Source organism: Alteromonas sp. ABV4_515 (assembly GCF_056160345.1).
Genome location: NZ_JBSWWZ010000006.1, coordinates 373,929 through 393,587, shown reverse-complemented (window position 1 = coordinate 393,587; position 19,659 = coordinate 373,929). Strand labels below are relative to the sequence as shown.

Annotated in this window: 14 protein-coding genes; 10 read left to right on the top strand and 4 right to left on the bottom strand. The window is 47.9% G+C overall.

The features are described 5' to 3' along the window. The first annotated feature begins 144 nt into the window (after nucleotides 1–144). The 4 genes from dnaJ (at nucleotide 145) to ACXAGX_RS16050 (ending at nucleotide 6,790) form a co-directional block, all read left to right on the top strand. Nucleotides 145–1,275, top strand: coding sequence for a molecular chaperone DnaJ (gene dnaJ / locus ACXAGX_RS16065; protein ID WP_474818171.1), 1,131 nt, complete (start codon nucleotides 145–147; stop codon nucleotides 1,273–1,275). Nucleotides 1,276–1,480: 205 nt separating this feature from the next. Beyond that, nucleotides 1,481–1,963 (top strand): c-type cytochrome, encoded by a 483-nt coding sequence (locus ACXAGX_RS16060; protein ID WP_474839531.1) that lies wholly within the window; start codon nucleotides 1,481–1,483, stop codon nucleotides 1,961–1,963. A gap of 228 nt (nucleotides 1,964–2,191) precedes the next feature. After that, entirely contained in the window at nucleotides 2,192–4,750 is a 2,559-nt protein-coding gene (locus tag ACXAGX_RS16055; protein ID WP_474839529.1) for a putative bifunctional diguanylate cyclase/phosphodiesterase, read from the top strand. A gap of 141 nt (nucleotides 4,751–4,891) precedes the next feature. After that, entirely contained in the window at nucleotides 4,892–6,790 is a 1,899-nt protein-coding gene (locus ACXAGX_RS16050) for a propionyl-CoA synthetase (protein ID WP_474839527.1), read from the top strand. A gap of 114 nt (nucleotides 6,791–6,904) precedes the next feature. On the opposite strand, the gene ACXAGX_RS16045 is transcribed toward ACXAGX_RS16050, so the two are convergent. After that, nucleotides 6,905–7,588, bottom strand: a complete 684-nt coding sequence (locus tag ACXAGX_RS16045) for a cytochrome b/b6 domain-containing protein (protein WP_474818174.1) — start codon at nucleotides 7,586–7,588, stop codon at nucleotides 6,905–6,907. A 243-nt stretch (nucleotides 7,589–7,831) separates the two neighbouring features. Here ACXAGX_RS16045 and dapB point away from each other — a divergent pair, with 243 nt between their 5' ends. The 6 genes from dapB (at nucleotide 7,832) to ACXAGX_RS16015 (ending at nucleotide 16,136) form a co-directional block, all read left to right on the top strand. Further along, the gene (gene dapB / locus ACXAGX_RS16040; protein ID WP_474818175.1) at nucleotides 7,832–8,632 is read left to right on the top strand and encodes a 4-hydroxy-tetrahydrodipicolinate reductase; all 801 of its coding nucleotides are present in this window, start codon (nucleotides 7,832–7,834) and stop codon (nucleotides 8,630–8,632) included. A 281-nt stretch (nucleotides 8,633–8,913) separates the two neighbouring features. Then, nucleotides 8,914–10,044, top strand: coding sequence for a glutamine-hydrolyzing carbamoyl-phosphate synthase small subunit (carA, locus tag ACXAGX_RS16035; RefSeq protein WP_474839615.1), 1,131 nt, complete (start codon nucleotides 8,914–8,916; stop codon nucleotides 10,042–10,044). A 12-nt stretch (nucleotides 10,045–10,056) separates the two neighbouring features. After that, nucleotides 10,057–13,278, top strand: coding sequence for a carbamoyl-phosphate synthase large subunit (carB, locus tag ACXAGX_RS16030; protein WP_474818176.1), 3,222 nt, complete (start codon nucleotides 10,057–10,059; stop codon nucleotides 13,276–13,278). A 128-nt stretch (nucleotides 13,279–13,406) separates the two neighbouring features. Then, nucleotides 13,407–13,883, top strand: coding sequence for a transcription elongation factor GreA (greA, locus tag ACXAGX_RS16025; protein WP_474839525.1), 477 nt, complete (start codon nucleotides 13,407–13,409; stop codon nucleotides 13,881–13,883). Between the two features lie 85 nt (nucleotides 13,884–13,968). Then, the gene (locus tag ACXAGX_RS16020; RefSeq protein WP_474839523.1) at nucleotides 13,969–14,967 is read left to right on the top strand and encodes an alpha/beta hydrolase; all 999 of its coding nucleotides are present in this window, start codon (nucleotides 13,969–13,971) and stop codon (nucleotides 14,965–14,967) included. Between the two features lie 251 nt (nucleotides 14,968–15,218). Then, the gene (locus ACXAGX_RS16015; protein ID WP_474839521.1) at nucleotides 15,219–16,136 is read left to right on the top strand and encodes a tetratricopeptide repeat protein; all 918 of its coding nucleotides are present in this window, start codon (nucleotides 15,219–15,221) and stop codon (nucleotides 16,134–16,136) included. 12 nt (nucleotides 16,137–16,148) lie between these two features. On the opposite strand, the gene ACXAGX_RS16010 is transcribed toward ACXAGX_RS16015, so the two are convergent. The 3 genes from ACXAGX_RS16010 to lnt all read right to left on the bottom strand — a co-directional run bounded on the left by ACXAGX_RS16010 (nucleotide 16,149) and on the right by lnt (nucleotide 19,658). Then, a complete protein-coding gene (locus tag ACXAGX_RS16010; RefSeq protein WP_474839519.1) occupies nucleotides 16,149–16,592 on the bottom strand; it encodes an Hsp20 family protein in 444 nt (147 codons plus the stop codon). A 117-nt stretch (nucleotides 16,593–16,709) separates the two neighbouring features. Continuing rightward, nucleotides 16,710–17,999, bottom strand: coding sequence for a Xaa-Pro dipeptidase (locus tag ACXAGX_RS16005; RefSeq protein WP_474839517.1), 1,290 nt, complete (start codon nucleotides 17,997–17,999; stop codon nucleotides 16,710–16,712). Between the two features lie 162 nt (nucleotides 18,000–18,161). Beyond that, nucleotides 18,162–19,658, bottom strand: a complete 1,497-nt coding sequence (gene lnt, locus ACXAGX_RS16000; RefSeq protein ID WP_474839613.1) for an apolipoprotein N-acyltransferase — start codon at nucleotides 19,656–19,658, stop codon at nucleotides 18,162–18,164. Between the last annotated feature and the right edge of the window lies 1 nt (nucleotide 19,659).

Here is a 19,659-nt window from a genome sequence, read left to right as displayed (position 1 = left end):
GTACAGTGCAGGCGCAGCAGGAATTCTTGTTGCGCCTTTTGTTGTGTTAAGGCCGGTTGAAATTATCCGGATGAATGTTTGATGGACGGTTGCGGAGATACCGCTTCCGGGCATCAGAAGTAACGAGTAGGAAAAGTAAGCGATATGTCGAAACGAGACTACTACGAAGTGCTTGGAGTGGACAAAAGCGCTGGCGAACGCGATATTAAAAAAGCGTACAAAAAGCTGGCGATGAAGTACCACCCTGACCGCACCCAGGGCGATAAAGCGCTGGAAGAAAAATTTAAGGAAATCCAGGAAGCCTATGAAGTCCTGACTGATTCGCAGAAACGTGCTGCGTATGATCAGTATGGTCATGCCGGTGTGGATCCGAATCGTGGTGGTGGCGGCTTCGGCGGTGGCGCAGACTTTGGTGACATCTTCGGCGACGTTTTTGGCGATATCTTTGGTGGTGGTCGCGGTGGACGTCAGTCCCGTGCCCGTCAGGGCGCCGATTTACGCTACAACCTTGAAATGTCCCTGGAAGAAGCGGTTCGCGGTAAAGAAGTTGAAATTCGTGTACCAACACTGGTTGAATGTGATGTCTGTCACGGCTCCGGTGCGAAGAAAGGTACGTCACCGACTACCTGCCCAACCTGTCATGGTGCGGGTCAGGTGCAAATGCGTCAGGGTTTCTTTGCGGTGCAGCAAACCTGTCCAACTTGTTCAGGTCGCGGGAAAATTATTTCCGACCCGTGTAATGCATGTCATGGCCACGGTCGTAAAGAAAAGAACAAAACCCTGTCTGTTAAGATACCGGCCGGCGTGGATACCGGAGACCGCATTCGTTTGAACGGTGAGGGCGAAGCCGGTGAGAACGGCGCTCCAGCGGGTGACTTATACGTCCAGGTACACGTACGTGAACACAAAATCTTCCAGCGCGACGGTAATAATCTATACTGCGAAGTGCCGCTGAGTTTCACTACAGCGGCATTGGGCGGCGAACTGCAGGTTCCTACGTTAGACGGTAAGGTTAAACTGAAAGTCAGTCCTGAAACCCAGACCGGAAGAATGTTCCGCTTGCGCGGTAAAGGGGTTAAATCTGTACGCAGTGGTGTAACTGGCGATCTGATGTGTAAGGTTGTGGTTGAAACGCCGGTGAATCTGTCTACCCGTCAGAAAGAACTGCTGCAGGAACTGGATGACTCCATGGGCGGCGACTCTGGAAAACATCGCCCAAAGGAAAAAGGTTTTTTTGACGGCGTGAAGAAATTCTTTGACGATCTGACTAACTAAGCTTTCCCCCTAGACCTTAACCCGGTCAGCGATAAAAATTCAGCCCTCCTTTTGGAGGGCTTGTCGTTTCAGGCTATCTCAGCGCCTGTTTTTGTGTGAATAATAATCAAATTCTGCATCCAAGGCGGTTTTAATGAGCCAAATGCAGGTTTTCGCGTAATAAATATAAAGCCACCACATCACATTTCATTTAACGGAGAACATAATGAAACAACTGCTCAAGACCGGAATACTCGCGGCAATGGCTGTATCGTGTTTCACAACAACAGCTGTTGTTGCTCAGGAAGCGGCGATGAATGAGAAACACGCAGAAGCGGCGACTGAATACCGCAAAGCTATCTTCCAACTGGTAAAAAGTAATATGGCGCCACTGGGCGGCATGGCGAAAGGGGCAATTCCATTTGATCAGGAAACCATTTCCACCAATGCCATGCGTCTGGAACAGCTTGCCGATATGATGGGTGATTACCTGATGGTAGATACCCGCAAATTTGATGTTGATACAGGTGCAAAAGACGACATTTGGGAAAACTGGTCAGACTTTGAAGGAAAAGTCGCTAATTTGAAATCTGCGGCAGAAAATCTTTCGAGTGTGGCAGCTGCGGGGGATGAAAGTAAATATCGCGCTGCGATAGGCCAGGTAGGTGGCGCGTGTAAAGGTTGTCATGACGATTACAAAGCGGATTAATTGGTAATAAGTCAAGCCGCAAGAAAGTAATATTTAACGATGAGAAAAACGGTCGCATTTGCGGCCGTTTTTTCGTTTTTAGCAGAAAGAAGTCATTCCAACATTAAAGTTTGCTGTCAATTTGAGGAATCAGGTTTCTTTTTCTATGCTTAATCTGACATTGCGTTAAAGAAACCAAGTTTTGCTTGCTGTTTTATTCATCCAAAGGATTTGTAAGGAGAACGACGATTGCTTAGTGAAAATCTGCTACGGGAGCGCTTAGGTTGCGAATATCGCTTCCGTGTCAGTGAGCTTCTAGACTCTCTCGTCCGAAGTACTCCGGCTGAGAATGCATGCATTCTGCACATTCAGGAGCCAATCCCGAAGAACGCAAACATGCCTTCACCACAGACTGCGCAGGTATTATTTTGGCTGCGCGAAAATGCAAGCCTTTGGCCAAATGTATGTGAAGTCATCCTAAATGCACAGCAAGATCTCGTTGCGGTGAAGCTTGAAAACACTGCATGTTGGCAGGGTATAGCGAGCGCCGTAGAAACGAATGGGGCTGTAACTGGCAGGCTTTTTATCGCGGGCTTTTTTCCCGACAGCAGCCTTAGCGCTCATGATTCAGCCTTTGTCACCTTAACCGCAGAAAGGCTTGCAAATCTCGTTGAGCTAGTTATCGGTCGACAACACGACAATCTCAAACAGTTACAGGACAAGCTTTCTTTATTCGACACCGTTTCAGAAATGGCTGAAACCGGTGGCTGGGATTTTAATATGCCAGAAGGGAGAATGAACTGGACCAATGAAACATACAGATTGTTTGATTTTACCAAAGACTGCCCGATAACCTTGCACCGTATTCTCGCCTGTTTCTCGCCTGAATCAAGGCGAACTCTCATTCGTGCCGTTCGAAATTTGATTGATAAAGGGATTAACTACCAACTTGAACTCCCGGTGGTCACGCGAAAGAAGCACGCCCGGTGGCTAAAACTTTCCGGCAAAGCGCAAAAGCGTGATGGTGAAATTGTGCGCCTCTTTGGTTCCGTGCAGGATGTCAGTGAACAAAAACGTTTGTCTGCCACAGAGCACAACTACATTGAGTACTTAAATACCATTCTCGATAGCATCAACGATGCGGTGCTTACCGTAGACGAGTTTGGTACCATCATAACTGCCAACAACACTGTAAAAGAGGTTTTTGGCATCGAACCTGATGCTGTTATCGGTGAGGACATTTCGTTTTTGCTGCCGGGAACGCCCGCAGACAAAGACAGTGAATTTGTGCATCAACAGTTAAAGCCCGGCGTTGGCGAGATAAATGGTAAAGAGTTGAGTGCGCGGCACAGTCAGGGGAGAAATTTTCCAGTCGAACTGTCTGTTGCGGAAGTTTTCCAATCTGGCTTTTCTCAATTTGTTTGTGTATTTCGCGACATTACAGAGCGTAAACAGGCGCTTGATAGCATTTATAACATCGCGTTTTTCGACGAAATCACCCACCTACCTAATGTGAAATCTTTTGAGAAAGATTTGCGAAAACTCATCATTGCCGCGGCTTTATCCGATCAACAAATATATTGTTGTATGCTGGATATCGACAATTTCTCTCAATTTAATTTGTCTTTCGGCAAGGAAACCGGCGACTATATTTTGCGTATTTTCGCGGGCAGGTTGAAGCGTGCAGTGTCTTCCCGTTTTCAAATTTATCGGGGATTAGGCGACAAGTTTTATATCCTCCACTCACAGCCATTCGCGCCTGAAAAAGATCAGGATGTGATGGAGCTCATCGATACAGTTGAATGGAATGTGCACGCTGAACTTGGAAGGGAATTTTCTTTACACGGCCATTCTCAAGTTGTGCCTGCTACGTTAGCTTCTACCTATGTGCACAGTCCAGAGGCGAGTTATGAGAAAGTTGTGGGTATATTAGAGTTTGGTACCAAACGTGCCAAGCAGCAAGGCCCGGGAGGGCGGATAACCTTGGAGCGCAATGAATTCAATGCGTACGACCGGCATAACTATATCAGTCAGAGTTTTAGCCACGCCATTGAAAATAACGAATTTTACTTAGTACTTCAGCCCCAGTTCGACGCGAAAGGGAACATTGTTTCTTCAGAAGCACTATTGCGCTGGAATGAAAAACGGCTGGGATTTATTAGCCCTGGTGAGTTTATCCCTATTGCTGAAGAAAGTGATGCTGTGGTTGATATCGGGTATTGGGTTATCAACGAAGCCTGTCGCCTGTTGTCCGAAATAAATGCAAAGGGCATCGAAACTTCGCTTTCGGTAAATATCAGTGGCCGTCATATTGCGCGTGCGGACTTCTACGATAGATTACTTCACACCATTTCTGAGTGGCAAATTAATCCGTACCAATTAATTCTTGAGATCACCGAAACCACATTGGTGACCACCATCGACATTGTGCGTAAACGTATCGAACGCCTCTCTCAACTCGGTTTTTCATTCTCGATTGATGACTTTGGCACCGGCTACTCAAGTTTAAGCTACCTGAAAGAGCTCCCCATCTGCGAGTTAAAAATAGACAGGTATTTCGTTGACGAAATTAACTTCGAAAGCGATAACGCGCCCATAGTGAACACCATTATTGATATGGCAAGCGCGATGGGTTTAAGGACGGTTGCTGAAGGTATTGAAAATGAGATTCAAATTAACTACTTGATGCAGCGTGGCTGCGATATTTACCAAGGATTTTATTTGTCTAAACCTATCGAAGAAGATGAATGGCGGGAGGTCATTATTAGCGCTCAATCAGCGCAGCTAGCAATCGCTAGCGGCGGGTAAACCTAACTCATTAAACTAAAAAATTGCGACAGAAGTCTTATGCGGCACGTAGTTGTTTTTATATTAATGTAAATCAAGTTAAAAGTTTTCACTATTGATTACATTAATCGTAGTAAAGATCAGTATTCTCAGAGGCCCATTATGTCGTATGCAGCAGAATATCAGCGCTCAATCGAATTCCCCGAAGTATTTTGGAAAGACAAGGCGCGCGCGCTTTCTTGGTTTACTTTCCCTGAAACCATACTGTCTAAAGATGACAACGGGATCGACAGGTGGTTTGCCGATGGCCAGATGAACACCGCCTATATGGCCCTTGATTATCATGTCGAGAATGGGCGCGGTGAGCAGATTGCTGTCATCTTCGACTCGCCGGTAAGCGGGCAAAAATCCACACTCACTTATCAGCAATTGTTGGAGGAGGTGGCGAAATTTGCTGGCGTTTTAAAATCAAAAGGTGTGAAAAAGGGCGATCGCATCGTTATTTACATGCCAATGATCCCCCAAGCTGTCATCGCCATGTTGGCAACTGCCCGGTTGGGCGCTATCCATTCGGTTGTCTTTGGCGGCTTTGCCCCTCATGAGTTAGCTGTACGTATTGAAGACGCCCAGCCGAAAGTGCTGGTGACCGCATCCTGCGGTATAGAAGTAGATAAACGCATACCTTATAAGCCCCTTGTTGATGAAGCTATTGCATTGTCAGCGCATAAGCCTGAGAGCAGCATCGTATTCCAGCGCCCGGAAGTGAAAGCCGAACTCAGCGGAAACGATGCAGACTGGGCAACAGAAATGCAAACAGCACAACCCGCTCAGTGCACACCGGTTAACGGTAGCGACCCCTTATACATTCTCTATACTTCGGGCACCACGGGGAAACCCAAAGGCGTGGTGCGCGATAACGGCGGGCATGCTGTTGCGTTGAAGTATTCCATGAATGCCATTTATAACATGCAACCGGGAGAAGTATTCTGGGCCGCTTCGGATGTGGGGTGGGTGGTAGGACATTCCTACATTGTTTATGGTCCGCTGCTCCATGGTTGCACCACGGTAGTGTATGAGGGGAAACCGGTGCGAACCCCAGATGCCGGCGCGTTTTGGCGCATGACAGAGGAATACCGCATCAAGGCGTTGTTCGCCGCGCCCACAGCCTTCCGTGCCATTCGAAAAGAAGATCCAGAGGCGAATTTGCTGGGGCAATATGATATCTCGTCACTGAAAACCATTTTTATGGCTGGCGAACGATTAGATCCTCCCACCTATTTGTGGACCGTGGATAAAACCGGAAAGCCGGTCGTGGACCACTGGTGGCAAACCGAAACAGGTTGGGCAATTTGTGCCAACCCTACTGGCCTCGAAACCCTCGAGACTAAACCGGGCTCATCAACGGTTCCTGTGCCTGGCTTTAATGTTGAAGTATTGGATCATGTGGGCGAGCCACTGCCAGCCGGAGAGCAGGGGGCCATTGCCATTAAACTGCCCATGCCCCCGGGTTGCTTACCCACTATTTGGGGTGACTGCGAACGGTTTAAGCAAAGCTATCTGGAAGCCTATCCGAACTATTACACATCGGGTGACGGCGGTTATAAAGATGATGAAGGCTATGTATTTATTATGGGCCGTACGGACGACGTAATTAATGTGGCGGGCCACCGCTTATCAACCGGTGAAATGGAAGAAGTGGTTGCAGCACATCCTATGATTGCTGAATGCAGCGTGATTGGCGTTCACGATAGTCTGAAGGGACAGGTACCCTTGGGGCTGGTGTTATTAAAAGATGGTGCCGCCATTGATGAGGAAACGTTGCAAAAGGAACTGGTGGAGATGATGCGAAAGGAAATTGGCCCCATTGCTTGCTTTCAACGAGCAGTGATTGTTCCGCGGCTCCCGAAAACTCGCTCTGGCAAAATACTGCGTAAATTGTTGCGCCAAATTGCGTCGAATCACTTGTTATCTATACCGTCTACTATCGACGACCCAGCAAGTGTGGCTGAAATTCAGGCAATCATGCAGAAACAGGGGCTGGTAAAGGGAACCTCTGAGTAATAAGGCGTACTTTTCGCGATAGCAAGCACTGAAAATCAAAACATCTGTAAACACCAAAGCCGTTCATTGGAGCGGCTTTGATGTTTAATTAAGCGACAGATAATGTGAGTACCGTTAGTAATAAAACTCTTCTTCAGCTGCTTCTGGTGGCGCAATTTCTACCACGTAGTAGACAATTCCGGCACTTATCAATGTAACAACCACCGCTGCGAGTAAACGAGATGATGTAATGCCTTTTTCCGCTGTGGTTTTTTTCCCGTGTACCATAGCCGGCGCTAGCTTCTGTTTTTTATAAACAGCATAAAATCCGATGGCAGCAATATGCAGGGCAATCACTGCTAAGAGTACGTTAAATACGTTATTGTGCAAAAAGCTCATGGTATCCAGAGTGGCATCTTCAACTGCACCGCGCCAGGGGCCATCAAGAAACACATCATCAGTCATAAACAACCCGCTCACTGCTTGAATCATGACCAGCGTGAGCATAACCACCACCACCCAGCCACCTAGTGGATTGTGACCAGCATGAGCTTGGGAGTTTCTGGCAAACAGCGTACTTAAGTAACCAACCACCGCTTTGGGGCCATAAAGGAACTGCCCGAAGCGGGCATAATCTGAACCAACAAAACCCCAGATAATTCGGAAGATGATCAACCCGAGGGTGAAATAACCGAGATAGAAATGCCACTGCATAGCATTATCCATTAACTCTGCGGTGACATACTGGCCAACCAGCGAAAATACTAATAGCCAATGAAAGAGACGAGTAGGGATATCCCAAATCAACTTTTGTTCCATGTCTAGATTCCTCAGCGCGTTGTTATGTTTGCAAGTTGCTTTCAGTAAGTTTCTATATGCAACTACTATTTATATGCAACCAATATTGCCTGATACTTATAATACCAACTCCTGACTGTGGGTATACAAATCCGCGTTATTTTATGCCGCTGGTACGATAACTTGAAGCATCTACCTATGAACAATTGAAAATTGTGCTGTGTCAGGCAAAATGCCCGCAAACAGACGATGAATGAAATGAACATGAAAGTAGCAATTTTAGGCGCCAATGGGCGCATGGGCCGGGTGCTGATTGAAGCGCTGCGGGAAAACGAAGAGGCAGATCTTGCCGTTGCCACCGTACGTGACGACTCTCCATGGGTAGGTATTGATGTGGGCGAACTGGCTGGCATCGGTACACAAGGGGTTGCGTGTACGGCGGTTTCTACATTGGACCCCGATGATGTGGACGTGGTTATTGACTTCACGCTGCCAGCTGCATTTGATGACAACCTTGCATGGTGTGTAGCGAACAAAAAACCGGTGGTAATTGGTACAACCGGTTTATCTGACGCGCAATTAACCGCGTTGGATGAAGCCGCGAAGCAAATTCCATTGGTGTTTGCAGCGAACTACAGTGTGGGTGTAAACGTAATGTTGGCGCTGGTGAGTCAGGCTGCTAAAGCCCTTGGAAACACGGCTGATATTGAAATTCTTGAAGCTCACCATCGTTTTAAACAAGATGCGCCGTCAGGCACCGCTATGGCAATAGGTCAGGCCATCGCCGACACATTAGGTCGAAACTTGCAAGAATGTGCTGTTTATGGCCGAGAAGGGAAAGAACCCCCCAGAGAACACAAAACCATTGGTTTTGCGACCGTAAGAGCGGGAGATATTGTAGGCGAACATACTGCACTCTTCGCCGACATAGGCGAGCGACTTGAGATAACTCATAAAGCATCCAGTAGACTGACCTTCGCTAAAGGCGCAGTCCACGCGGCGTTGTGGTTGTCTGATAAGCAAAATGGCCGCTATGGTATGAACGATGTAATTGGTCTTGACTAACTATTCATCAGATAAATGGGCTTTTCTAAGGTTAGGAAGTAAAAACGCAGCCAATCAGGTATTTTTCATATTTTTCCAAATTTGAATTAGACGTATCCTGATAACTCCTATATAATACTTGGAATTTGCCAAAATTTAGCGTTTCAGCTTGTCTGAGACGTGTTTAATTAGCTGCAAAGTATCGTAAACGGGAAGTAAATTTTATTATTACCTCCCGTTTTTTGTGGGGTTTATTCATGCCACTGAATAAACCGTCGGTTATCCTTAATCTGGAGGTTGACTTGGCTAATTCTGCCCTTTTGGTGTTAGAGGATGGTTCAGTTTTTAAAGGTACGGCTATTGGTGCCACTGGTTCTGCCGTTGGGGAAGTTGTTTTTAATACTTCCATGACAGGCTATCAGGAAATCATCACCGACCCATCATACGCTGAACAAATCATAACACTCACTTACCCCCATATCGGTAATACCGGTACCAATTCTGAAGACGTCGAAGCAGACAAAATCTGGTCTAAAGGTCTTATCATTCGTGACCTTCCTCTCATTGCCAGTAATTTTAGAAACGAACAAACTTTATCTGAATACTTAGCTGCCAAAGGCGTAGTAGGTATTGCGGATATCGATACCCGCCGTTTAACCCGTATCCTTCGTGACAAGGGGGCGCAAAATGGCTGTATCATCTGCGGTGACGATCTTGACGAAAGCAAAGCGCTTGACGCTGCCAAGGGGTTCCCGGGCTTAAAAGGCATGGATCTGGCCAAAGTAGTGTGCACTAAGGAAGTGAAAACCTGGACCGAAGGCACCTGGGCATTGGGTGAAGGTTACACCACGCCTGCTGAGGTAAAATACCACGTAGTTGCTTATGACTACGGTGTGAAAACCAACATTTTGCGCATGCTGGCAGATCGTGGTTGTAAGGTAACTCTGGTACCTGCACAAACACCGGCAGCAGACGTGCTGGCACTGAATCCGGATGGTGTTTTCCTGTCAAACGGTCCTGGCGACCCAGAGCCTTGTGATTATGCCATTGAAGCGATTAAAACCATTCTGGAGAAAGACATTCCGGTATTTGGTATCTGCCTGGGGCATCAGTTACTGGCGCTGGCCAGTGGTGCGAAAACGGTAAAAATGAAGTTTGGTCACCATGGTGCTAACCATCCTGTTAAAGACCTTAAGAAAGGCACAGTAATGATCACCAGCCAGAACCATGGTTTTGCTGTTGATGAAGCGTCGCTGCCAGATAATCTTGAAGTTACACACGTCTCATTGTTCGATAAATCGCTGCAGGGTATTCATCGTACCGACAAGCCAGCGTTCAGCTTCCAGGGTCACCCTGAAGCGAGTCCTGGTCCGCACGAAGCCGCAGACCTGTTCGATCATTTCATCGAACTTATTGAACAATCGAAACAGTAGGAATCAGCCGTAATGCCAAAACGTACCGACATAAAAAGTATTCTGATTCTGGGTGCCGGCCCTATCGTTATCGGCCAGGCCTGTGAATTTGATTATTCTGGCGCACAAGCCTGTAAGGCACTGCGCGAAGAAGGGTACCGGGTTATTCTGGTTAACTCGAACCCTGCAACTATTATGACTGACCCGGAAATGGCCGATGCTACCTACATCGAGCCGATTCACTGGGAAGTTGTACGTAAAATCATCGAAAAAGAGCGTCCGGATGTGGTGCTGCCTACCATGGGTGGCCAGACAGCACTGAACTGTGCTCTGGATCTCGAACGCGAAGGTGTACTGAAAGAGTTCAATGTAGAACTGATTGGTGCAACTGCAGACGCTATCGATAAAGCGGAAGACCGTGAGCGTTTCGACAAAGCGATGAAATCTATCGGTCTTGAATGTCCTCGTGCTGAAATTGCTCACTCTATGGAGCAGGCCCACGATGTACTTAGCCGCATCGGTTTCCCATGTATCATCCGTCCGTCATTCACCATGGGGGGTTCTGGTGGTGGCATCGCTTACAACATTGACGAGTTCAATGAAATCTGTAACCGCGGTCTCGACCTTTCTCCTACCAACGAGCTACTCATCGATGAGTCGCTGATTGGCTGGAAAGAGTATGAGATGGAAGTGGTTCGCGATAAGAACGATAACTGCATTATCGTTTGTACTATCGAAAACTTCGATGCGATGGGTGTTCACACCGGTGACTCTATCACCGTTGCACCGGCTCAAACGCTGACCGACAAAGAATTCCAGATTATGCGTAACGCGGCCATGGCCGTACTGCGTGAAATCGGCGTAGAGACCGGTGGTTCAAACGTACAGTTCGGTGTGGATCCGAAAACTGGTCGTATGGTTATCATCGAGATGAACCCGCGTGTATCTCGTTCGTCAGCACTGGCCTCTAAAGCAACCGGTTTCCCGATTGCAAAAGTGGCTGCCAAGCTGGCTATCGGTTATACCCTCGACGAACTGGCCAATGACATCACTGGTGGCTTGACGCCGGCATCGTTCGAACCGTCAATCGACTACGTTGTAACCAAGATCCCTCGCTTTAACTTCGAGAAATTTGCCGGTGCTAACGATCGTCTGACCACGCAGATGAAATCTGTGGGTGAGGTCATGGCAATCGGTCGTAACCAGCAGGAATCATTGCAGAAAGCACTTCGCGGTCTGGAAGTGGGCGCAACGGGCCTGAATCCAATTCTGGATCCAGAAGACGACGAAGCCATGAGCAAACTGAAGTACGAACTTCAGAATCCTGGCGCAGAGCGTATCTGGTACATCGGTGATGCCTTCCGTATGGGCATGAGCGTTGAGGAAGTGTTCTCTAACACCAACGTAGACCGCTGGTATCTGGTACAGCTTGAAGAGCTGATCAAACTGGAAAACCAAGTAGCAGAGCAGGGCGTTAGCGCACTGACTGCTGACTTTACCCGTGCATTGAAGCGTAAAGGTTTCTCAGACGCGCGTTTGGCAGAACTGACCAACGTTGCTGAAAGCGACATTCGAGATATCCGTCGTGGTTTCGGTATTTCGCCGGTTTATAAGCGTGTTGATACCTGTGCCGCTGAGTTCTCTACCAGCACCGCTTACATGTACTCTACGTACGACGAAGAGTGTGAAGCGAATCCGTCTGACAAAGAGAAGATCATGGTACTGGGCGGTGGTCCAAACCGTATCGGTCAGGGTATCGAATTCGATTACTGCTGTGTACACGCGGCGCTGTCTATGCGTGAAGACGGTTACGAAACCATCATGGTTAACTGTAACCCTGAAACGGTTTCTACTGATTACGATACGTCAGATCGCCTGTATTTCGAACCAGTGACTTTGGAAGACGTGCTGGAAATCGTTGCGAAAGAACAACCTAAAGGCGTTATCGTACAATACGGTGGTCAGACACCGCTGAAACTGGCTCGTGCCCTTGAAGCCAATGGCGTACCCATCATCGGTACTTCACCTGAAGCCATTGACCGCGCTGAAGACCGTGAGCGTTTCCAGCACATGGTTAATAAGCTAGGTCTTAAGCAACCAGCTAATGCAACCGTAACGAATATCGAACAGGCCCTGACTAAGGCAGAAGAAATCGGCTTCCCGCTGGTCGTGCGTCCGTCTTACGTGTTAGGTGGTCGTGCGATGGAAATCGTTTATGACCTTAAAGATCTGAAACGCTATCTGAATGAAGCGGTAAAAGTGTCTAACGACGCCCCAGTCCTGCTCGACCGTTTCCTCGACGACGCGATTGAAGTAGATATCGATGCTATCTGTGACGGCACCGACGTGGTTATCGGCGGTATCATGGAACACATTGAACAAGCCGGTGTTCACTCTGGTGACTCTGCCTGTTCATTGCCTTCGCATTCATTACCGAAAGACATTCAAGACGTAATGCGTAAGCAGGTTCGTGACATGGCGCTTGAACTTGGCGTTGTTGGCTTGATGAATACACAGTTCGCTATCAAAGACGGTGAAGTGTACCTGATTGAAGTGAACCCTCGCGCTGCCCGTACTGTGCCTTTCGTATCGAAAGCGACAGGTGTACCGTTAGCGAAGGTTGCTGCCCGCTGTATGGCCGGTCAATCACTGCAGTCTCAGGGTGTGACGGAAGAAATTATTCCACCGTTCTATTCTGTGAAAGAAGTGGTATTGCCATTCGCGAAGTTCCAAGGTGTTGACCCGCTGTTAGGCCCAGAAATGCGCTCTACCGGTGAAGTTATGGGTGTAGGCGATACCTTCGAAGAAGCGTATGCAAAAGCCAACCTGGGAGCCAGTGCGCCTCTGCCTAGAGAAGGTAAAGCACTACTGTCTGTACGTAACAACGACAAAGCGCGTGTTGTCGACCTGGCGAAAGCCATGGTTGAAGCGGGCTTCGAAATTGAAGCGACCAGCGGTACGGCGAAGAGCCTGATTGATGCCGGTGTTGAATGTAGTGTTGTGAATAAGGTTTCTGAAGGACGCCCTAACATCGTTGATTCAATTAAAAACGGTGCTTACAGTTACATCATTAATACCACCGAAGGACGTCAAGCCATTACAGATTCTGTGTACATTCGTCGTGAGGCCTTATTGAATAAGATCACCTATACCACTACGATGAACGCAGCGTTTGCTACGATTCGTGCTAAGTCTGCAGATGACCGAAATAAAGTGTCATCGGTGCAGGAACTGCATGCTCGTATTAAAGGTTAATGACATTTATGTGAAATTGGGGTAATCTACCCAATTAGCATTACAAAAAAGTGCGCCCATTCGGCGCACTTTTTTTAACTCAGCGATCAGTGGGTCAGGAGACCCAATAAACAAAGTGAGAATTCCCCATGAGTCAGTATCCGATGACCGCTCGTGGCGCAGAGTTATTGCGCAAAGAATTAAATGAACTGAAAACGGTAACCCGCCCAAGAATTATTAATTCTATCGCGGAAGCCCGTGAACACGGCGACTTGAAAGAGAATGCCGAGTATCATGCAGCCCGTGAAGAGCAGAGTTTTTGTGAAGGCCGTATTCAGGATATTGAAGGCAAATTGTCTAATGCCCAGATCATCGACGTGACCAAAATGGATAACACCGGCAAGGTTATTTTTGGTACCACCGTCACCATTATGAATCTGGAAACCAATGCGGAAACCACTTACCGCATTGTTGGCGATGATGAAGCCGATATTAAAAACAATCTGATTTCGGTCAATTCACCGATTGCTCGCGGTCTGATTGGTAAAGAGTTGGACGATGTGGTGAATATTCAGACACCCGCCGGCACTGTGGAATTTGAAATCACAGAAGTGGAATATATCTGATGTCGAACGTGGAATGCCGCTTGCGGCGTTCCACATTTTTTAGCTACCAGCCATCCGGCTGCAGAGAAGTAACGCGGTACAGGCAGTGAAACACGTATTTTTGCTAGTTGTTTTTATCGCTCTCAGTGGCTGCTCAAGGATGGTGGCGGAGCGCATAGAATCTCCCACACAAATTATTCATTACGAACAAGCAACGCTCGATGCAGAGTATGCCCGTTGGGGTGTAGTTGAAAAGCGTTGGTGTAGTGAAGTCTCAAATTATTGCATTCCTTACCGCGATGGTGCGGCAGCGATTCAACAGCCACCTTCGTTATCTTTTTCCGTTTCCCGGGATTTTGGCAATCAATTTAGTTTTCTAAAAGAAGTCACGCTATCCCCTGAAGATGTCGGCGAATTTTCAGGTACCGTTGTACTAATTCATGGCTATGGCGCCAAGAAAGAGAGCTGGATGAACACCGGCTTCTATTTTCAGGCCCTCGGGTTTCGTGTTATTGAACCAGATCTCATGGGGCAGGGTGAGTCTCAGGCACCATTAGGTTTTGGTGTGCGCGATGGTGACCTGTTAGCAGAATTCATTGAACAAATCATTCCTGTCGCCGACGAGCCTGTTTATTTGGTGGGTCACTCTATGGGCGCACTGGCCGCAGTAAAAACGGCCCGTCAAGTGGATGCCATTTCTGGCCTTATTCTGCTTGCGCCCATGGATCGTTTCGATCGCGCTACCATTGGTGTGGCACATATGTTCAAACCTCGATTGAGCAAACTGGTTCCAGACTCATCAATTAAGGCTGGAGCTGAGTTAGCGTTAAGCCGTGCTGGCATCACGCTGGAACAAACCGATATGTTTTCTGATTTGCCAGCGTTGTCAGTGCCCATTCTGACTTACGGCTCGGGTATGGACTTAGCCAGTAACATTCGTCGCACAGAGCGCTGGCAGGGGCTGGATAATGTAACGCGAATTATAAACAATAACGAAACCCACATGTCAGTGATCGGGATTAGTGACACTGAACATGCAGTGCTTAAAGACTGGCTTTCGCAAACGCACTTGTTCACCAAAACTCATCTTTCCGCTGGACGCTAATTGTCTGGCACTTTGTTTGTTGCATTTTCATGCAAACACTTTTCATAAATTAAGGTATACTCCGGCGTTGTTGCGCAGATGGAGTATGCCTGGGCAATTTTAAAAATGGATAACTACACTGTCTCAGGCTGGGCTTTTGCTCGCTGTATCACTCTTCACGCTTGAGAGTTTGCCGTTAGGCTATTTCTTGCGCCCTCTGCGTACAGGTAAGGAAGTGAAAACTCAGATGTCTACCTGACCGGGAATGTGTTGTGCTCCACGGTATCCGATTATTTATTTTTTACTGTACTGGTTTCTCTGCCAGTGCGTTTGCGTTGTCTTATGCAAGTCTGGACGATTGTTTGATAGATGCAGTGGCGTGTCGAACTGAAACGTCAGCGCTATTGAAACATAAAACTGCCGGCGAACGTGATTGGTACATGTTGATGTATTACAACCTCTCGGCACGCTGGGAGCTTGAAAACCTTGATATCTCCATTGATGAAGTGGCAGGCTATGCGAGATTAGAAAACGCCCCCGATGTATTTCGCATTGTCGTTTACACCATTTATGCAAAGAAATTGCTCACTGAGGGAGATACCGCCAACGGTGAAAAATATGTTCGCCTTACCCGTGACTTGATCATGTCTAGCTCTGACCGTTTGCCTGACCCTCGTCGACTCGCTGAACTAATTAATCTGTACAATTACCTGAAACAGTATGAAACGGCCAACGACGTCGCAAAGTGGGCCGTGGACAAAACAGCCAATATACAAAACCCTTACGCGAAAGCACCACTCAATCTCTCGATTGGCCATGTAGCTTGGTTTTTGAAGGACTACCCCCGGGCGATTGAATATTATCGTTTAGTTGTCGACGCCAGTGAGCAAATTGGCGAACCTATGATGCTGGCCTTCGGACAAGCGAATCTCGCTGTGGCACTGCGCAAAACTGAGCAATTTGAGCTGTCTCGTTATTGGTTTGAGCAGGCAATCGCCTCTATGCAAACTGCACTTGGTGAATATCAAAGCAAAGATCTAACCTATCTCAAGTTACGCATTATCGAACTGGATGTTTTGCTGGGACGAGAGGAAGCTGGCCGGGAAGCGCTAAGTCGCATTAATCAGGCAGATGTCCATGAGCATCATCTGCCTATTTATGACAAGCTAGCGCAGCAGTTAATGCCTTAAAATCGCTATTCGCTACTCGTTATGGCCCAGCGTATTGCCGCCAATTTGTATGCGGTGCGCTTTTTTCGGTTCAGGAATAATACGTTCCAAATCAATATGTAGTAAGCCGTTTTCCATATCGGCGGCCAGTACTTTCACGTTGTCGCCCAGCTGAAATTTGCGCTCAAAGTTACGTTCAGAAATGCCCTTATGCAAAAACTTGCGTTCTGTTTGCTGGGTTTGCGCTTTTTTACCCGCAACACGTAAGGTGTTGTCCTGCACTTCTACTAGAACTTCTTGCTGGCTGAAGCCTGCTACCGCCATGGTAATGCGGTATTTGTATTCGCTGAGCAATTCAATGTTGTAGGGCGGGTAACTGCTTTGTTTTTCTGCGCGGTTTGCGGCCTCAATTAGGGTGGCAAGGTGATCAGAGCCGATAAACGAACGGTAGAGTGGTGTCAGATCGATAGAAGGCATGGGCATATCCTGTTAAGCAATATGGTTTGGTTGTCCCCAACCTGGGCAACAACACGTGTTCGGCGACAGTATGCCAGAAGGATTCGGGCGATACGAGAGTCGTATCGCCCTTGGCGGTTACATCGCCAGTTGTTTTACAACGTGGCCGTCTTTAATCACCAGACCAATTTCTTCCATAAGCGACATGTCATCAAGAGGGTTGCCTTTTACGGCTACCACATCGGCTTTACGACCTGCTTCCAGGGTGCCCAGGTTTTTTTCCTGCTTCAACAGGGTAGCTGAATTGATGGTTGCCGCCTGGATGGCCTGCATGGGCGTCATACCAAATTTCACCATACGAGCAAATTGTTTGCCGTTATCACCGTGAGGATATACGCCGGCATCGGTGCCGAATACCATTTTTACACCGGCCTTAACAGCTTTACGAAAGTTCTCCCGCTGTACGCTGCCCACCATACGTTCTTTCGCCAGGCTCTCTTCCAGAATACCCGCTTTGGCACCTTCGCCTAAAATATATTCCGTTACGTATACATCCATGGAGAAGTAAGTACCGTGCGCTTTTGCTAGTTCAATGGCTTCATCATCTAACAGGCTCACGTGTTCTACTGAATCTACTCCTGAGCGAATTGCGGCTTTGATGCCACTGGTGCCGTGTGCGTGGCTGGCCACGGTCAGGCCACGCAGATGGGCTTCGGTGATGAGTGCTTTCATTTCTTCTTCAGAATACTGTTGCGCGCCCACTTTTGTGCCCTTAGAAAGTACACCTCCGGTCGCGCAGAACTTGATGACATCCGCACCGTATTTGATGTTCTCACGCACTCGTTGACGTACTTCCCACGGACCATCCGCTATACCTTCACTCTTCGCGTGCGCGTCGTATGGCAGCAGGTTATTGTCACAGTGGCCGCCAGTAACGCCCAATGCGGGCCCTGATACAAACATACGCGGGCCTTTAATATCCCCATCGTTGATGGCATCACGCAGGGCTACATCGGTAAAGCCCGGCGCGCCAACATTTCGCACGGTGGTAAAGCCTGCCATCAGGGTTTTCTCGGCATGCTTTACGCCATACAGTAGTGAGCGGGATACTGATGTCCCCAAGGTGGCATAACCATGATGGTCGGAATCACCGACAAGATGAACGTGCATATCCATTAGGCCAGGCATTAGCGTATAGTCGCCCAGTGCCATGGTTTCAGCATCGGCGGGAAGGTCCAGTGCTTTGCGTGCGCCAGCGTCGATAATCATGTCATTGTCGATAATCACTGCGGCGGCGTTAATCACTTTACCTGATTTCACATCAATCATGCGATCGGCGGTAATGACTAAAGGCTTGGCAAACGCGAGGGCGCTAGAAAGGGCGAGGGCGCTCACAAGCAAACCGGTTTTTAATATTCTGGTTTTCATTTTGGGTATTCCCTGATTTATTCTTAGAATAGAATACTTTACTCAATCAGAGCACAGATAGAATTACGGTTATCGCAAAAAATCGGTGGCAAATCGCGAAAAAGCCAGCCTGATTAAAAGACGACTGGCTTTCCAGGTGGTGTAATATCTTTTTTTGTTAAGTTATTGTTTACGCTTGATAAAAAAAGCGGCTGCTAAGAAAGCCGTTGTCAGTAACCAAAGCATAATATCGCCAAACTTTTTGTAGGGCGTCATCCCTTTATGAGCCTGGACGATTTGCGACAAACTGCCAGCCTCAAACTGGGGAAGTATTGACGTAACGTCACCTTTTTCGTTGATAAACGCAGTGATCCCATTATTGGTGGCGCGCAATACCGGTCTACCGAGTTCTAGGGCCCGCATTCTGGCGATGTCTAAATGCTGCGCCGGACCGTGGGAATGACCAAACCAGGCATCGTTACTCACGGTAATAATCATATCGGTATCGTTGTGTACGTTTGCGGCGACCTGATAGGGAAAGGCGATTTCAAAACAAATTGCCGGCGCCAAATGAATACCATTTGCTACCAGGTTTGTCTGTACAAAATCCCCCCGAGAAAATGACGACATGGGTAAGTCAAATAACGGGGCTAATGGCCTTAAAATATCTTCAAAGGGCACAAACTCGCCAATGGGTAACAGATGGTGCTTGGCATAACGATTGTTATGAAAATAATGATAGCTGCCGTACGTATCGTCAGGCTTACGTTTACCCAGCACGAGCAAGTTATTCCAGGCTTCATCAGATTCAAAGTTGTAATTCACAATGCCGGTGATAAGCGCAGAGTCTGTGTTCAGCGCTAAATTATCCATTTCTACTAGATAATCACTGGCCAGCAATTCCAATTTCGGCACGGCGGCCTCAGGCCAGACTACCAAATCACTGTCCCATAGCGGCTCACTCAAGGCGCGATATTTCTCCATGGTGGGCATGTCTTGTTCTGGTACCCAACGCAGTGACTGGGCAATGTTGCCCTGTACCATCGCTATTTTGTAGGTTGCTGCAGGTTGCGTCCACGATTTGCCAGTAAGTATCCAGCCGGGAACAAAGGCAGCAATAAACAGGGCCGCTAGCGCAACATACTGCTTGCTAAATCGATATACCGCCAAAGCCGCGCACAGCGCAATAACAATGGCAGTGACGCCGGTTTCTCCAATTAACGGAACCCAGCCTTCCAAAGGGCTGTTTATTTGGCTGTACCCCAGTGATAACCAGGGAAATCCAGATAGCATCCAGCTTCGAAGAAACTCAGTGAATGTCCAGAAAAATGGCAGCGCCAGTGGCCATAAACGAGGTGGGAAGTACTTTTGGCTCAGCCACAGTGCTAACGCGGGATAAAGCGCCAGATAGCTGCAAAGTATGAGCATGAGCCCAACTGAGAGAATAATAGGTAGGCCACCAAAATCAGCAATACTGACATGTACCCAACTGATCCCAGCGCCAAACCAGCCAAGGCCGAACAACCAAGCGGTGAGAAACGGGCGACGGGTTTTTGTCAGCTGACGGATACCAAGCGCAACGGCCAGAAAGGTTACAGGCCATAGAGAAAATGGGGCGTAGGCAAATGTAACACTGGCGCCACTAAGGAGCGCCAGTAAATAGGGAACAAACGTTTTCAGA

Coding starts and splice junctions, on each gene's coding strand:
- dnaJ (WP_474818171.1), top strand. CDS start 145: ATGTCGAAACGAGACTACTACGAAGTGCTTGGAGTGGACAAAAGCGCT.
- ACXAGX_RS16060 (WP_474839531.1), top strand. CDS start 1,481: ATGAAACAACTGCTCAAGACCGGAATACTCGCGGCAATGGCTGTATCG.
- ACXAGX_RS16050 (WP_474839527.1), top strand. CDS start 4,892: ATGTCGTATGCAGCAGAATATCAGCGCTCAATCGAATTCCCCGAAGTA.
- ACXAGX_RS16045 (WP_474818174.1), bottom strand. CDS start 7,588: ATGGAACAAAAGTTGATTTGGGATATCCCTACTCGTCTCTTTCATTGG.
- dapB (WP_474818175.1), top strand. CDS start 7,832: ATGAAAGTAGCAATTTTAGGCGCCAATGGGCGCATGGGCCGGGTGCTG.
- carB (WP_474818176.1), top strand. CDS start 10,057: ATGCCAAAACGTACCGACATAAAAAGTATTCTGATTCTGGGTGCCGGC.
- greA (WP_474839525.1), top strand. CDS start 13,407: ATGAGTCAGTATCCGATGACCGCTCGTGGCGCAGAGTTATTGCGCAAA.
- ACXAGX_RS16010 (WP_474839519.1), bottom strand. CDS start 16,592: ATGCCTTCTATCGATCTGACACCACTCTACCGTTCGTTTATCGGCTCT.
- ACXAGX_RS16005 (WP_474839517.1), bottom strand. CDS start 17,999: ATGAAAACCAGAATATTAAAAACCGGTTTGCTTGTGAGCGCCCTCGCC.